The organism is Bradyrhizobium sp. USDA 4011 (genome assembly GCF_054063415.1).
The window spans coordinates 6,762,175-6,776,489 of sequence record NZ_JBSSGG010000001.1 but is presented as its reverse complement, the minus strand read 5'-3'; the positions used below and the strand labels follow the sequence as shown (position 1 = coordinate 6,776,489).

13 protein-coding genes and 1 other RNA gene are annotated in these 14,315 nt (G+C 66.2%); 5 read left to right on the top strand and 9 right to left on the bottom strand.

Annotated elements, in window-relative coordinates; all coding sequences use genetic code 11:
• Position 1 precedes the first annotated feature (1 nt).
• From ACVW1C_RS31920 to rsmH, 5 genes are read right to left on the bottom strand one after another with little or no spacing between them, the layout of a single operon-like run.
• The gene (locus ACVW1C_RS31920; RefSeq protein WP_456761661.1) at positions 2 to 1,435 is read right to left on the bottom strand and encodes a UDP-N-acetylmuramoylalanyl-D-glutamyl-2,6-diaminopimelate--D-alanyl-D-alanine ligase; all 1,434 of its coding nucleotides are present in this window, start codon (positions 1,433 to 1,435) and stop codon (positions 2 to 4) included.
• Positions 1,432 to 2,889, bottom strand: coding sequence for a UDP-N-acetylmuramoyl-L-alanyl-D-glutamate--2,6-diaminopimelate ligase (locus ACVW1C_RS31915; protein WP_456761660.1), 1,458 nt, complete (start codon positions 2,887 to 2,889; stop codon positions 1,432 to 1,434). The genes ACVW1C_RS31920 and ACVW1C_RS31915 overlap by 4 nt, the downstream gene beginning before the upstream one ends.
• Before the next feature lie 49 nt (positions 2,890 to 2,938).
• Positions 2,939 to 4,711, bottom strand: coding sequence for a peptidoglycan D,D-transpeptidase FtsI family protein (locus tag ACVW1C_RS31910; protein WP_456761659.1), 1,773 nt, complete (start codon positions 4,709 to 4,711; stop codon positions 2,939 to 2,941).
• The gene (ftsL, locus tag ACVW1C_RS31905) at positions 4,708 to 5,160 is read right to left on the bottom strand and encodes a cell division protein FtsL (protein WP_456761658.1); all 453 of its coding nucleotides are present in this window, start codon (positions 5,158 to 5,160) and stop codon (positions 4,708 to 4,710) included. Before ftsL ends, ACVW1C_RS31910 begins: the two co-directional genes overlap by 4 nt.
• 2 nt (positions 5,161 to 5,162) lie before the next feature.
• On the bottom strand, positions 5,163 to 6,158 hold the full coding sequence (gene rsmH, locus ACVW1C_RS31900; protein WP_456761657.1) for a 16S rRNA (cytosine(1402)-N(4))-methyltransferase RsmH: 996 nt from the start codon (positions 6,156 to 6,158) through the stop codon (positions 5,163 to 5,165).
• Positions 6,159 to 6,643: 485 nt separating this feature from the next.
• Between rsmH and ACVW1C_RS31895 the strand changes: the two genes are divergently transcribed.
• Positions 6,644 to 7,516: an N-acetylmuramoyl-L-alanine amidase gene (locus ACVW1C_RS31895; protein WP_456761656.1), complete on the top strand. Its 873-nt coding sequence runs from the start codon at positions 6,644 to 6,646 to the stop codon at positions 7,514 to 7,516.
• Positions 7,517 to 7,609: 93 nt separating this feature from the next.
• Positions 7,610 to 7,834, top strand: coding sequence for a hypothetical protein (locus ACVW1C_RS31890; protein WP_456761655.1), 225 nt, complete (start codon positions 7,610 to 7,612; stop codon positions 7,832 to 7,834).
• A gap of 82 nt (positions 7,835 to 7,916) precedes the next feature.
• On the opposite strand, the gene ACVW1C_RS31885 is transcribed toward ACVW1C_RS31890, so the two are convergent.
• Both ACVW1C_RS31885 and ACVW1C_RS31880 read right to left on the bottom strand, forming a co-directional pair.
• Positions 7,917 to 9,152 carry an RNA polymerase sigma factor gene (locus ACVW1C_RS31885; protein WP_456761654.1) on the bottom strand — a complete coding sequence of 412 codons (1,236 nt, stop codon included), beginning with the start codon at positions 9,150 to 9,152 and terminating at the stop codon, positions 7,917 to 7,919.
• 95 nt (positions 9,153 to 9,247) lie between these two features.
• Positions 9,248 to 9,601 (bottom strand): YciI family protein, encoded by a 354-nt coding sequence (locus ACVW1C_RS31880; protein ID WP_456761653.1) that lies wholly within the window; start codon positions 9,599 to 9,601, stop codon positions 9,248 to 9,250.
• A 148-nt stretch (positions 9,602 to 9,749) separates the two neighbouring features.
• Between ACVW1C_RS31880 and rnpB the strand changes: the two genes are divergently transcribed.
• Together rnpB and ACVW1C_RS31870 are read left to right on the top strand one after the other, a co-directional pair.
• Positions 9,750 to 10,164: RNase P RNA component class A (gene rnpB, locus ACVW1C_RS31875), an RNA gene on the top strand.
• A 101-nt stretch (positions 10,165 to 10,265) separates the two neighbouring features.
• Entirely contained in the window at positions 10,266 to 10,445 is a 180-nt protein-coding gene (locus tag ACVW1C_RS31870; RefSeq protein ID WP_176529816.1) for a hypothetical protein, read from the top strand.
• A gap of 19 nt (positions 10,446 to 10,464) precedes the next feature.
• Here ACVW1C_RS31870 and ACVW1C_RS31865 read toward each other — a convergent pair whose 3' ends face one another.
• Complete coding sequence (locus tag ACVW1C_RS31865; RefSeq protein WP_456761652.1) at positions 10,465 to 11,196, bottom strand: alpha/beta fold hydrolase; 732 nt, start codon at positions 11,194 to 11,196, stop codon at positions 10,465 to 10,467.
• Positions 11,197 to 11,384: 188 nt separating this feature from the next.
• Between ACVW1C_RS31865 and ACVW1C_RS31860 the strand changes: the two genes are divergently transcribed.
• On the top strand, positions 11,385 to 12,128 hold the full coding sequence (locus ACVW1C_RS31860; RefSeq protein ID WP_456763229.1) for a sulfite exporter TauE/SafE family protein: 744 nt from the start codon (positions 11,385 to 11,387) through the stop codon (positions 12,126 to 12,128).
• A gap of 50 nt (positions 12,129 to 12,178) precedes the next feature.
• Here the strand turns inward: ACVW1C_RS31860 and ACVW1C_RS31855 are convergent, their stop codons facing one another.
• A complete protein-coding gene (locus ACVW1C_RS31855) occupies positions 12,179 to 13,978 on the bottom strand; it encodes an ABC transporter ATP-binding protein (protein WP_456761651.1) in 1,800 nt (599 codons plus the stop codon).
• Positions 13,979 to 14,315: the final 337 nt, after the last annotated feature.

The following is a 14,315-nucleotide window of genomic DNA, read 5'->3' as shown; positions in this document are numbered from 1 at the left end:
CCTATACCGCTTCTTCGTGCGCGGCCTTGTCGGGGAAGCGTTTTTCCAGCGCGCTGACAATGAGCTTCATCTTCGATCCCAGCGAGCCCTTCACCATGATCACGTCACCGGCACGGACCGCGGCGACCGCCTGCGCTTCGAGCGCCGCCGAGCTCTCGGCATAGCCTCCCCGCTTGCCGGGGGAAAGGGCATCCCACAGATTCCGCATCAGCGGACCACAACAATATACGAGGTCGATGCGGTTGGCGGTCACGGCTTCGTTGAGGCCGCGGTGCAGGTCGGGCCCGGTCGGCCCGAGCTCGAGCATGTCGCCGAGCACGGCGATGCGGCGGCCGTGCGGTCCGGTCGGGGCCTGGCCGAGCACGTCGAGCGCGGCGCCCATCGAGGCCGGGTTGGCATTGTAGCTCTCGTCGATCAGTGTCGCCTCGCCATGGCCGACCTCGAGGGTGCGGCGAAGGCCGCGGCCGGTCGGCGCCTCGAGCTGCGACAGCGACAGCGCCGCGCGCGCGATATCGGCGCCGAGCAGCGAGGCGCCTGCGAGCACCGCGAGCGAGTTCATCGCCATGTGCCGGCCGGGCATACCGATCTTGTAGGTGATGTCATGGTCCAGAATATCGGCATGCACCGCCGAGCAGGTCGCGTGCAGCGACAGGTCGATCAGCCGCGCGTCGGCGCGCTTGTCGGCGCCGAACGAGACGATGCGCGAGATGCCGGCCTTCTTCGCCTGCTTTTGCAACCGCGCGAATTGCCCGTTGTCGCGGTTGAGCACCACCGCGCCATTGGGCTCGAGCCCAGCGAAGATCTCCGCCTTGGCGTCGGCGATCGCCTCGATTCCTGCGAAGAATTCCAGATGCACCGGCTCGATCGTGGTGATGACAGCAACATGCGGCCGCACCATCTTGACCAGCGGCGTGATCTCGCCGGCATGGTTCATGCCGATCTCGAACACCGCAAAGCGCGCGCTCGCCGGGCAGCGCGCCAGCGACAGCGGCACGCCCCAGTGGTTGTTGAACGACGCCACCGAAGCGTGCGTCTCGCCCTGCGCCGACAGCACGCGGCGCAGCGCCTCCTTGGTCGAGGTCTTGCCGACCGAACCGGTCACCGCGATGATCTGCGCGGTGAGCCGCGCGCGCGAGGCATGCGCGAGCTCGACGAGGCCGGCGAGCACGTCGTCGACGACGAGCAGCGGCGCGTCGGCCGGAAATTTGTCGCGTTGCGCTGTCTCGACCACGGCGAGCCCGGCGCCGGCCTTCAGCGCCGCCTCGACGAAGGCATGGCCGTCATGGACGTCGCCCTTGATCGCGAAATACGCATCGCCCGGCGCAATGGTGCGACTGTCGATCGAAAGACCGGTGACGCCGTCGGGCAGCGTGCCTTGTGTGACGGCGCGCATCGCCGTCGCCATTGCGTCCGAGGTCCACAACATCGTGCTCATGCGCCCTCCTCGGCCAATGCATTCGCGACCGCCTCGTGATCGCTGAACGGCAGCGTCGTGCTGCCGACGATCTGCCCGACCTCATGGCCCTTGCCGGCCACGACCAGCGCATCGCCCGGCTCGAGGCCGGCGATCCCGGCGCGGATCGCGGCGGCGCGGTCGCCGATCTCGCGCGCGCCCTTCGCCGTCGCCATGATCGCGGCGCGGATCGCCTCGGGCTTCTCGCTGCGCGGATTGTCGTCGGTGACGATGATCCGATCGGCGTTCTCGGCAGCGATCGCGCCCATGATCGGACGCTTGCCGGCGTCGCGGTCGCCGCCGGCGCCGAAGATCACGACCAGCCTGCGCTTTGCGTAGGGCCGCAGCGCCTGCAGCGCCTTGGCGAGCGCATCGGGCTTGTGGGCGTAGTCGACGAAGATCGGCGCGCCATTGTGCTCGCCGACGAATTCCAGCCGGCCCTTGGCGCCTTCGAGATGTTCGAGCGTGCCGAACACGTCATCGGCGGCGCTGCCGGTGCCGATCGCAAGGCCCGCCGCGACCAGCGCGTTCTCGATCTGGAATTCGCCGACCAGCGGCAGCCGGATCGCCTGCCGGCGCCCGCGATGCTCGATCGCGAGCTGCTGGGCGAAGCCTTCGATCGCGGCCTCGACGAGCTTGATGCCATCGGTGGCGTCGGCATTGCGGCCAACCGTGATGATGCGCAGGCCGCGCGCCCGCGCCGCATCGATCACCTCTCGCGAGCAGTCGTGATCGGCCGAGATCACGGCAGCGCCGCCAGGTACGACGAGATCGCGGAACAGACGGAGCTTTGCATTCAGGTAATGCGCGACATCGGGATGATAATCCATGTGGTCGCGCGACAGATTGGTGAAGCCGCCGGCTACGATGCGCACGCCGTCCAGCCGATACTGGTCGAGGCCGTGCGAGGAGGCCTCGAAGGCGAGATGGGTGACGCCATCGCCCGCGATCTCGTCGAGCTGGCGATGCAGCGCGATCGGATCGGGCGTCGTCAGCGAGCCGTAGACCGTGCGCTTGTCCGAGACGAGACCGATGGTGCCGATGCTCGCGGAGGAGTGACCGAGCCGCTGCCAGATCTGGCGCGTGAACGCCGCGACCGAGGTCTTGCCGCTGGTGCCGGTCACCGCCGCGACCGTCGCGGGCTGACGCGGATAGAACGTGGCGGCGGCGAGCGCCAGCGCGCGGCGCGGATTCGGCGTGATCACGAACGGAATGCGGCCGTGACCTTGCGGCAGATGGTCGCCGGCGACCGCGACCGCGCCCGCAGCAATCGCCGCATCGACGAAGCGTGCGCCGTCGGTCCTGCTGCCGGCCAGCGCGAAGAACAGGTCGCCCGGCTTCACCGCACGGCTGTCGACCGCAAGCCCTCCGACAACGACAGAGGAGGCACTCGGATCGATCGTGGCATCGGCGCTGAAGAGGTCGCGAAGTCTCATGATCTTCCAGTCTGGCCGGCGCCGTCCTGGCGCCGCATGATGTTACGCCTTACTGGGTTGTTCTGGATGCCGCAAGAATAAGGCGGTCGGACGGCGGCAGGTCGAATCGCGGTTCAACGCCCAAAAGCGGCGCAATTCGGGCGATCACGTTGCCGCCGGTCGGCACCGCATTCCAGCCCGAGGTGATGAAACCGTAGGTCTCCTTCAGGGGCTGCGGCTCGTCGAGCATGATCAGGAGCTGATATTTCGGATTGTCGGCGGGCAGGATCGCGGTGAAGGCGTTCAGCACGCGCTTCTTGGCGTAGCGGCCGTTGATCACCTTTTCGGCGGTACCGGTCTTGCCGCCGATATAGTAGCCCTTGACGTCGGCCTTCTTCGCGGTGCCGACCTCGGCGTTGAGCCGCATCAGATAGCGCATCTTGTCCGAGGTCTCGGGCTTGATGACGCGCTTGGCCAGCGCCATCGCCTCCTGCTCGGTGCGCTTCAGGAAGGTCGGCGGGATCAGATAGCCGCCATTGACCAGCGCGTCGATGCCCATCACCGCCTGCAGCGGCGCCACCGCGATGCCGTGACCGAACGAGATGGTGACGGTGTTCAATTCGCCCCACTTCTTCGGCACGATCGGCGAGGCGCTCTCCGGCAATTCGGTGCGCAGCCGCTCGAGCTGCCCCATCTTGCGCAGGAAGGCCTTGTGCGCGTCGACGCCCATCGCCAGCGCAATGCGCCCGGCGCCGATGTTGGAGGAATAGTAGAACACCTCCTTCATGTTGATCATGCGGCCTAGGTTGTGATCGTCATGGATCGCGAACTTGCCGTAGTGCAGCGGGCCGCGCGCATCCCACATCGAGTTGAGGTCGAACCGGCCGCTATCCAGCGCCATTGCCAGCGTAAATGCCTTGAAGGTCGAGCCCATCTCGTAGACGCCGGTGGTCAGGCGGTTGATGCGGTCGGGATCGTGCGCTTCCTTCGGATTGTTCGGATCGAAATCCGGCAGCGACACCATCGCCACGATCTCGCCGGTGCGCACGTTGGAGACGAGGCCGGAAGCGGCCTTGGCCTTGAACTTCTCCTTCGCCTTGATCAGTTCGTCGCGCAGCGCGTGCTCGACGCGCAGATCGACCGACAATTCCACCGGCTTCTGCAGCCGGTCGGTAGCGAAGCCCGCGCGATGCAGATCGGCCAGACCGTTATTGTCCAGCCACTTCTCCATGCCGGCGATGCCCTGGTTGTCGATGTTGACGAGGCCGATCAGGTGGGCGACCTCGTTGCCGGTCGGATAGACGCGCTTGTTCTCGCGCAGGAAGCCGACGCCGGGAAGGCCAAGGCGATGGATGTCGAGCTGCTGCTTCGGCGTGATCTCGCGCTTCAGCCAGACGAAGCCCTTGCGCGACGACAGACGGTCGCGCACTTCGCTGGTGTCGAGGTCGGGCAAGGCCGCGGTCAAGAGCTCGATCGCCTCGTCCTTGTCGATCAGGCGGCGCGGCTCGGCGAACAGGCTCGGCGCCTTGACGTCGGTGGCGAGAATTTCGCCGTTGCGGTCGGTGATGTCGGGCCGGGCAGTTGCGATCGCGTCCTGCGAGGCGGTACGCCGCGCGCCATGGCTGTCGGCGCCGACGGCAAACAGCACCAGCCGTCCGGCCAGCACGCAATAGACCGCGGCGAAGGCGAGGATCGCAAGACCGACGCGCGCGCGCGCCTTCGCGGCGCGGTCGACATTGCTTCCATACAGCAGCGTGCGGATCAGCCGCGTGCGCCAGGGTTCAGCGGATTTTGCGGCCGGCTTGCTGGCGGGTGCCGGGTCGGTCATGGCAGGTCCCGTCATTGCTGATCTCCCCCGCCCTGCTCGGAATCTTCTGCGGGCGCGGGCTGGTCGGCGGCCGGCTGGTCGGTCGCGGGCTTGTCGATCGATCCGGTCGTGCTGTCGGGCGCGGCGGCGGCCTCGATGGTGTCGATCATCGCGCCGATCGGATCGCGCGAACCGGGCCGCGCGAAGCTCGGCGGCCGCTCCGGCAGGTTCTTCAGGGAATCGTACTGGTTGGCGTTGACCGGCTTCAGCGGCAGATGGCGTTCGGCGAGTCCCTGCAGCCGCAGCGGCGCGTCGAGCTTGGCCCATTCGGCGCGCAACGTGGCGATCGCATTGCGCTGCTCGCGTATCTCGGCGTTGAGCTGCAGCACGCGTTCGACGCGCGCAGTCGATTCCATCTTGATGCGGTAGACGTAGGATGCCGCGAAGATCAGCATGCCGATGACGAGGAGATGGAGGAGGCGCATCCTCAGCCTCCCCGCTTCAGGTCAGACAGCCGCGGCCACGACGGCAGGTCGTCGTCCGCATGCGCCGGCGCCGCAGTGCGCTCGGCCGCGCGCAGCTTGGCCGACCGGGCGCGCGGATTGGCCGATATCTCGGCCTCGCCGGGCGTCACCGGGCGCTTGGTCAGGATATGAAAGCTCGGCGCGGATTGCGCCACTTCAGGCCGATGCCGCGAGCCGCCGGAAACCTTGCCGCGCTCGCTCAGGAAATTCTTGACGATGCGGTCTTCCAGCGAATGGAACGAGACCACGGCAAGCCGCCCGCCCGGCTTCAGCACCCGCTCGGCCGCAGCGAGCGCGCGATACAGCTCATCGAGCTCTTCATTGACGAAGATGCGCAGCGCCTGAAAGGTCCGCGTCGCCGGATGAATCTCGTTCGGCTTGGCGCGCACGACTTTCCCGACGATGTCGGCGAGCGCCTCGGTCGTGGTGATCGGCGCGTCCTTGCGCGCGGCGACGATGGCGCGCGCGACACCGCGCGAATGACGCTCCTCGCCGAAGATATAGATGATGTCGGCGAGCTGTTTCTCGGAGGCGGTCGCGACCACATCGGCCGCGGTCGGGCCGCTTTGTGCCATCCGCATGTCGAGCGGACCGCCCAAGCGGAACGAGAAGCCGCGCTCGGCCTGGTCGAGTTGCATCGAGGAGACGCCGACATCCATCACGACGCCGTCGACCTGGTCCACTCCCTGCGCGGCGCAGACCTCGGCGAGATCAGAGAAACGGTCCTCGACCAGCGTCAGCCGGCCGCCGGCGCCATCGACCAGGTCGAAGCCGCCGGTTATCGCGGTGCGATCGCGGTCGATGCCGATGACGCGCGTATCGGCGACGTCGAGGATCATCCGGCTGTAGCCGCCGGCACCGAAAGTCGCGTCGACATAGATGCCGCCGGCGCGCGGATCGAGATACGCGACCGCCTCGCGGCCCAGCACCGAAATGTGACGCGGCGCACGCTCGCTCATGCGCGGTCCCCGGGCGGAGCCGCGTAATTGGCATGCAAGCTGACTGCGCGCCGACCCATTGCGCCTCGAATCCTCGCGCCTTGCCCAACCATTCCGATGAAGAAAGCGCTTCGCGATCCCAGCGCCAACTCCCGTACTCGGCCGCAAAACCTGATATCCGACCGGAATTGGGAGGCTTTCCATGGGATTTCGCGCAAACAGCGGACCTCGGCCGTCCCCCGAAACCGGTTCGGCACTTCACCTCTCAGTAACGGCACTTAACGTTAAGAAAACGTTGATGATCGGTTAGCGGAATCGCGCGACCTTGAACCGCATTCGAATGATACCCTCGGCCCCCGCTCGGGGCATTTTGCGCAGCGCATCATGCAGAGCTTGGAACCGGCAGGGCCGATTGCGCGGCCCACACGGTAAAGGAATAGTAAACGCCCATTTGTTTATCCATATGTCAAAATGCTTTCTCCTGGTTCGGGTTTTGAGTGATTCGTATGGCTTCTGGTTCGTCCTCGTCCGGCAACGCTGATTCGAAGCGTCAGCGCGTCCTTCCCGTGCCGAAGGGGGTAGCCGACGTGGAGACGTTCACGCCGGATTCCTCGATCGCCTCCGACGTGATCCCGTCGGTCAACTTCGGCGACCGCGCCAACAACCGGCAGCCCGACATGATCGTGCTGCACTACACCGGCATGCCTGATGTCGAGGGCGCGATCGCCCAGCTCTGCACGGCCGGCACCGAGGTCTCGGCGCATTACATCGTGCTCGAGGACGGTCGCATCGTGCAATGCGTGCCGGAGAGCAAGCGCGCCTGGCACGCCGGCGTCTCCGCCTGGGCCGGCGAGGACGACATCAATTCCTGTTCGATCGGCGTCGAGATCGTCAATCGCGGCCACGATTGGGGCTATCCTGACTTCCCGCTGCGGCAGATCGCGGCCGTCATCGCGCTGTGCCGCGGCATCATGCTTCGCCGCAAGGTGGTCTCGCACCGCGTGCTCGGCCATTCCGACGTGGCGCCTGGGCGCAAGAAGGATCCCGGCGAGAAGTTCCCCTGGCACTCGCTGGCCAATTCCGGCGTCGGGCATTGGGTGCAACCGGCGCCGATCGTGCGCGGCGACGCGCTGCAGCTTGGCGCGATCAGCGACAGCGTCTCCAACATGCAGGCCGCGTTCCGGCGCTACGGCTACAATATCCCGACCAACGGCAAGTTCGACGGCCCGACGATGGAGGTCGTCACCGCCTTCCAGCGTCACTTCCGCCCCGAGCGCGTCGACGGGATCGCCGACCGCTCCACCATGGCGACGCTGCACGCGCTGCTCGAGAGCCTGCCACCGGACGCTGCGGCGCAAGTCGCGACGAAGACGAAGTAGCGCCGCTTTTCCTGCCAAATGCGCGTGCGCAAATGGAACTTTTGACCACGTGCCGTCTTTTTTAGCCGGGGCGGTTTGAGCGGAGATTCGTCCATGTTCAAAGCACTCATCGCGGGAGCTGTCGCCATCGGCCTCGTTGCCGCTCCGACAGTGGCAGGTGCCATGTCGACCCAGGACAAGACCACGTCGACCATGCACAAGACCCACAAGGTCCATCACGCGCAGAAGAAGATGGCGCCCGGCACCACCACCGGCATGTCGAGTGGAACGACGACCGGGCAGTCGACCGGCGGCGCCAAGGCAAAGACCGGGAACTGAGCACGTTCAACTCGCACGGCACGCTGACGATTGCTGATGTCAGAAACGTGCCGTTGCAGGTCACGTACGAGATGAGGTGAACTCAGCCCAGCTCGGCGATCCTTCGCGCGTAGAGTCGCCGCAGCGGCTCGAGCTGCGTCGCCGCGGTCGCGGCAAGATAGGCCTGCCGTGCCTCGTCCTTGCGGCCGAGGCGGCGCAGCAGATCGGCGCGCACCGCGGGCAGCTGGTCGTATCCCTTGAGGCTGCCGCGCGCGTCCAGCGCGTCGATCAGATCGAGCGCACGCGTCGGGCCGTCGACCATCGACACCGCAGCGGCATGATTGAGTTCGATCACAGGTGACGGGCTGATGCGGAGCAGCACCTCATAGAGGCCGGCGATCTGCGGCCAGTCGGTATCCTCATAGCTCGGTGCCCGCACATGCAGCGCGGCGATCGCGGCCTGCACCGCGTAGGATTGCGGCCGGCCCGGCATCCGCAGCGCCTCCTCGACCAGCCTCAAACCTTCGGCGATCTGCTGAAAATCCCACAACGAACGGTCCTGCTCCTCGAGCAGCACGATGTCGCCGCCTGCGGTCTGGCGGCCGGCGCGGCGCGCATCGTGCAGCAGCATCAGCGCCAGCAGGCCCTTGATCTCGCCGCGCGCCGGAATCAGCCCGTCGAGCAGTCGCGCGAGCCGGATCGCCTCGCGCGCGAGATCGGGCCGCATCAGATCCTCGCCGGCGGTCGCGGCATAACCTTCGGTGAAGACGAGGTAGATCACCGCGAGCACGCCCTCAAGGCGCGGCTCCAGCGCCTCGCGCTCCGGCACCTCATAGGGAATGCCGGCGAGCTTGATCTTCTGCTTGGCGCGCAACAGCCGCTGCGCCATCGCGTCCTCGCTCACCAGAAACGCGCGCGCGACCTGCGCCGTGGTCAGGCCGCACACCGTGCGCAAGGTCAGCGCAACCTGGACCTCGGCGGCAAACGACGGATGGCAGCAGGTGAAGATCAGCCTCAGCATGTCGTCGTCGAGCGTCGCATCTGCCGGCTCCGGCGATGGCTCCGCATCCAACAACAAATGATGCGTCAGTTCCTGCTGCTTGCCGCGAAACGAAACCGCGCGGCGGACGCGGTCGATCGCCTTGTTGCGGCCGACATTGACCAGCCAGGCGCGCGGATTGGCGGGGAATTCGCCGATCGGCCAGCGCTGCAGCGCGACCGCGAAGGCATCCTGCAGGGAATCCTCGGCCAGATCGAAATCGCCGACGAGACGGATCAGCGTTGCGAGCGCCCGGCCCGCCTCGTCGCGGAAGATTTTCTCGATCTGGCTGGGGGTCATGCGTTCCACCGTCATTCCGGGGCGATGCGAAGCGTCGAACCCGGAATCTCGAGGCTCCGGGTTCGCGCTTTCGCGCGCCCCGGAACGCCGAAGCATCACTTGTCGTAGATCATCACCGGCCTGACCTCGATCGAGCCATCCCTGGCGCCCGGAATCCGCGCCGCGAGGCCCAGCGCGGTGTCGAGATCCTTGGCCTCGACCAGATAGTAGCCGCCGAGCTGCTCGCGGGTTTCCGCGAACGGCCCATCGGTGGTCAGCGTCTTGCCGTCACGCACCCGCACGGTGGTTGCCGTCGACACCGGCTGCAGCCCGTCGCCCGCCTTGAAGTGCCCGCTCTGGATGATGGACTGGGTGTAGGCGCCGTACTCCGCCGTCAAGGCCTTGCGGTCGTCAGCGGTCATGTTGGCGTATTGCGCGTCGCTCCGGTAGATCAGCAGCAAATATTGCATCTCGTCTCTCCTCTTGATCGGCTGGATCGCCGACACCCAGTCGAACGGGCGACAGGTCAAACGACATCTTCAGGATAAATTATTTTGGCCGCCTTGGCCGCCGTTATCCGCTTGACGGATCGGGCGGAAACGCCCATGCCGTTGGGGGTCAGTCGGCCGGACGGCCGCTCCCGCTGGTGCCGAAAGGCCGCGGGGGAGGAAAGTCCGGGCTCCATCGACATGCGGTGCCGGATAACGTCCGGCGGGGGCGACCCCAGGGAAAGTGCCACAGAGAACGAACCGCTCCCTCCTCGGAGGTAGCAAGGGTGAAAAGGTGCGGTAAGAGCGCACCGCGTTTCCGGCAACGGAGACGGCATGGCAAACCACACCGGGAGCAAAACCGAATAGGGACGGCAACGCGGTTAGTTCGCGCACGCGCGATAACACCGCAGGGCGATGTCAGGCCCGCTGTCCGGGTAGGTTGCTTGAGGCGAGGTGCAAACCTTGTCCCAGAGGAATGGCCGTCGCGTACCATTCGCAAGAATGGTGCCCTACAGAACCCGGCTTACAGGCCGGCTGATATTTTTGGAGTATGAGGGGCTCGGCGTAACACGCCGGGCCCTTCGCCATTTTGGCCGCCGCGCGTGCATCCCATTTGCTAGAATGCCCCCGCGGAGGATCGCAGATGGACCTTCAGAAGATCATGGCGAAGGCGCGAGATATCGCCAGGACCACCGGCACGATCACGACCGAACAACTCAACGGCCTGTGCCCGAACAGCATGGAGCCCGACGATATCGCAGCGCTCTTCGCGGCTCTGCGGACCGAGGGCATTCAACTCAAGGATAGCGACTCAGAAAAGTAGAAGCCGTCGACTTCGGACACTAGGCCACGATCTCCTGCAGCAACGCCATCAGCGCCTCCGGCGCGGTGACGTTCGGCGAGTGGCTGGCGTCGATCTCGAAATAGCGCCAGGTGGCTTCATTCTTGATGCGCCTGGCGAACTGGCCGAACGTATCGGCTTGGGTGGTGCGCGTGGCGTAGACATAACTGCGCGGCAAATTCGTCTCGCCATGCTGCAGCTTCAGCTTCTGCTCGAAGCATTTGATCGGCATGTCGACGCGGCGCGCGGTGAGCCATTCGACATCTGCGGGAGACGTATCCGGCGGCGTCGGCATCGGCGGGATGCGCCAGCCGTCGCCGTCGCGCGCGAGCTCGCGCATGGTCTCGATGGCCGGCGCGTTGAGGTCGAATAGGGATTGGCCGTCGCGCGGTACGAAGGCGTCGATATAGATCAGCTGCGCGATGCGCTCGCGCACCCGGTCGGCGACGCCGGTCGCGACCATGCCGCCATAGGAGTGCCCGACCAGCACGATGTCGTGCAGATCTTCGTAGGAGATGACGCCGAGCACGTCCTGGATATGCGCCTCGAGGTCGAGCCCTTGATGCGCGAGGTGCGCGCGCTCGCCGAGCCCGGTGTAGCTCGGCGTGACGAGCCGGTGCCCGGCGGCCTGCATCAGGGGATGCATTTTCTTCCACGCCCATCCGGCCGACCAGGCGCCGTGACAGACCAGAAAGGTTTTGGACGAACGCGCAGTCGACACACTCGCAGTCATGGGATGCTTCCACTTCGATTATCGTTGATGAGCCGCGATTTTGAAGTGTACCCGCCGGCCGCGTCGTGTAAACGTCGCGGCAAAACATGATCGTCATTCCGGGATGGCCGAAGGACCAGACCCGGAATCTCGAGATTCCGGGTTCGATGCTTCGCATCGCCCCGGAATGACGACGAAGGAGAAGGCAACTGAACCCGGCAAGCTACGCGGTCCTGTTCTTCGGCGCGCTTGCCGGCGGTTTCGTCTCCGGTCTTGCCGGCTTCGGCACCGCGCTGATGGCGCTCGGCATCTGGCTCTATGTGCTGCCGCCGACGCTTGCGGTGCCGCTCGTGCTGGTCTGCTCGGTGATTGCGCAGGTGTCGACGCTGCCGTCGATCTGGAAGAGCATCGATTTCCGCCTGGTCTGGCCGTTCGTCATCGCGGGCCTCGCCGGCGTGCCGATCGGCATTTTGCTGATCGCCCGCGCCGACCCCGAGGTCTTCAAGCTGACGATCGGCGTGTTCCTGCTGGTGTTCCCGACCCTGCTGTTCCTGCAGCGCAAGCCGATGTCGATCGCCTTCGGCGGCAAATGGGCCGACGGCGCGATCGGATTTGCCGGCGGCATCCTCGGCGGCCTCGCCGGATTGTCCGGTCCGCTTCCGATCCTGTGGGCGAGCCTGCGCGGCTGGGGCAAGCAGCAGCGCCGCGGCGTGTTCCAGATCTTCAACTTCACGATCCTGGCGGCCGCGCTCCTGGTCCAGATCGCGAGCGGGCTGGTGAAGCCCGAACTGATCTGGCTCGTGGCCTGCGCGTTTCCGGGAACGCTGCTCGGCGCCTGGCTCGGCGCGCGGCTGTATCACGCACTCAGCGACCGCAATTTCTCCGACGTCGTGCTGGTGCTGCTGTTCCTGTCCGGCGTGGCGCTGGTGTGGAACGGGCTGGCGCCGAAATAGCCGACAGCGCGCGGCTGACGGACATCGGTCCATCAGCCACGCGCCATCGCCTACTCCGCCGCCGCCTGGCCGAACTCGGTCGCTTGCCGCTCGAACAGGCCGCGGTAGATGCCGCCCTGCCGTGCGGCAAGCACCTCATGCGTGCCCTGCTCGACGATCTCGCCGCGATCGAACACCAGGATGCGATCCATGCTGCGCACGGTCGACAGCCGATGTGCGATCACGATCGAGGTCCGGCCCTTCATCAGCCGCTCCATCGCCTGCTGGATCAGCGCCTCCGATTCCGAATCGAGGCTCGAGGTCGCCTCGTCCAGGATCAGGATCGGCGCATCCGCCAGGAACGCGCGCGCCAGCGCCACGCGCTGCCGCTCGCCGCCCGACAGCTTGACGCCGCGCTCGCCCACCAGCGTGCCGTAATCCTTCGGCAGCCGCATGATGAAGTCGTGCGCATTGGCAAGCCGCGCCGCCTGCTCGATCGCTTCCATGCTAGCGCCCGGGCGGCCGTAGGCGATGTTCTCCGCCAGCGTGCGGTGAAACAGGATCGGCTCCTGCTGCACGATCGCAATCTGGCTGCGCAGCGATTGCTGCGTCGCCTTGGCGATATCCTGACCGTCGATCAGGATCTTGCCGCCGGAGACGTCGTAGAGCCGCTGCACCAGCTTGACAAAGGTCGTCTTGCCGGAGCCGGAGCGCCCGACCAGGCCGACGCGCTCGCCGGCATCGATGTCGACCGACAGCCCGTCATAGAGCGGCAAGCGATGGCCGCCATAATGGAACGTGACGTCGTCGAACACGATGCGGCCGCCCTGGATGTCGATCGTCCTCGCATTGACCGCATCGACGATGCCGAGCGGCTCGCCATGGATCTGCACCAGCTCCTCCATGTCGTTCACCGAACGCTGCAGGTTGTTGATGTGCATGCCGACATCCCGCAGATATGCGTGGATGATGTAGTAGCTGGTCAGCACATAGGTGACGTCGCCCGGCGTGGCGTGGCCGGCCGCCCACAGCAGGATCGCGCCGCCGATCACCGAAGCGCGGAAGCACAGCAGCACCAGGAGCTGCGCCGTCGAGGTGTGGTTGTAGCGGAGCCAGGTCCGCCGCACCCGCCGGCGCCAGCGGCTGATGACGCCGTCCAGCCGCATGTCCTCGCGCGTCTCGGCGCCGAACGACTTCACCACCGCGTTGCAGGTCAAGGCGTCGGCCAGCGTGCCGCCGACCTTGGTGTCCCACGCATTGGAGACGCGCGCCGCAGGCGCGACATAGCGCACCTGGAACACCATGGTCATCGCGACATAGATCACCGAACCCACGGCGATCACCGCGCCAAGCTGCGGCCAGTGCAGCCCGAGCAGGATCATCGAGCCGAGCAGCACCACGAGCGACGGCAACAGCGCCATCAGGATGGTGTCGTTCAGGAGGTCGAGCGCCCACATGCCGCGCGTGATCTTGCGCACGGTGGAGCCCGCGAACGAATTGGCGTGCCAGTCGGTCGAGAAGCGCTGCACCCGCATGAAGGCCTGCTGCCCGACATCGGACATCGTCTTCAGCGTGAACGGCACGATGGTCTGGATACCGACCAGCCGCAGCAGCAGCGACAGCGCACCGAGGCCGACGATGGCGACGAACGCCAGCATCGCCGCATGGCGCGCGGCGGCGTCGGTGGCGCCCGCGGTCAGCGCGTCGACCAGATGGCCGGAAAACACCGGCATGAACAGGTCGGCCGCGGTCGCGCCGAGGAAACCCGCCGTCACGGCGAAGGCGCGCAGCGGCTGCTCCAGCCAGTGGCGGAACACGAATGGCAGGACGATCCGGATCGCGGCCGGTCGCTTGGTCGTCGGAGAGGTCATGGCACATTCCGGCCACGCATATGCTGCGCCGGCCGGCTCCATCTGAGGCAACGCGCGGACGGAATCCGGCCGCAAGCGTCGCTGAAAACAATCGGTAAGGTGTTGGGAAGTTTGGACGATCGGGCATCATGCCCGATCAGCGCTGGGACCTAATGCGCGAGAGCGCCCAGCAGCAACGAACGCGGGCGCACGGTCTGCGAAACAAACGACATCATGTGCATCTCCCCGGTTCGTGAAACGATGGCGCTGCTTATAAATGCATCACCCGCAGTTGGCAAGATGACAAGCGCGTGAGTGCGTCAATGTGTCGGCGATGCAACGCTCTGCCCGCGACCGG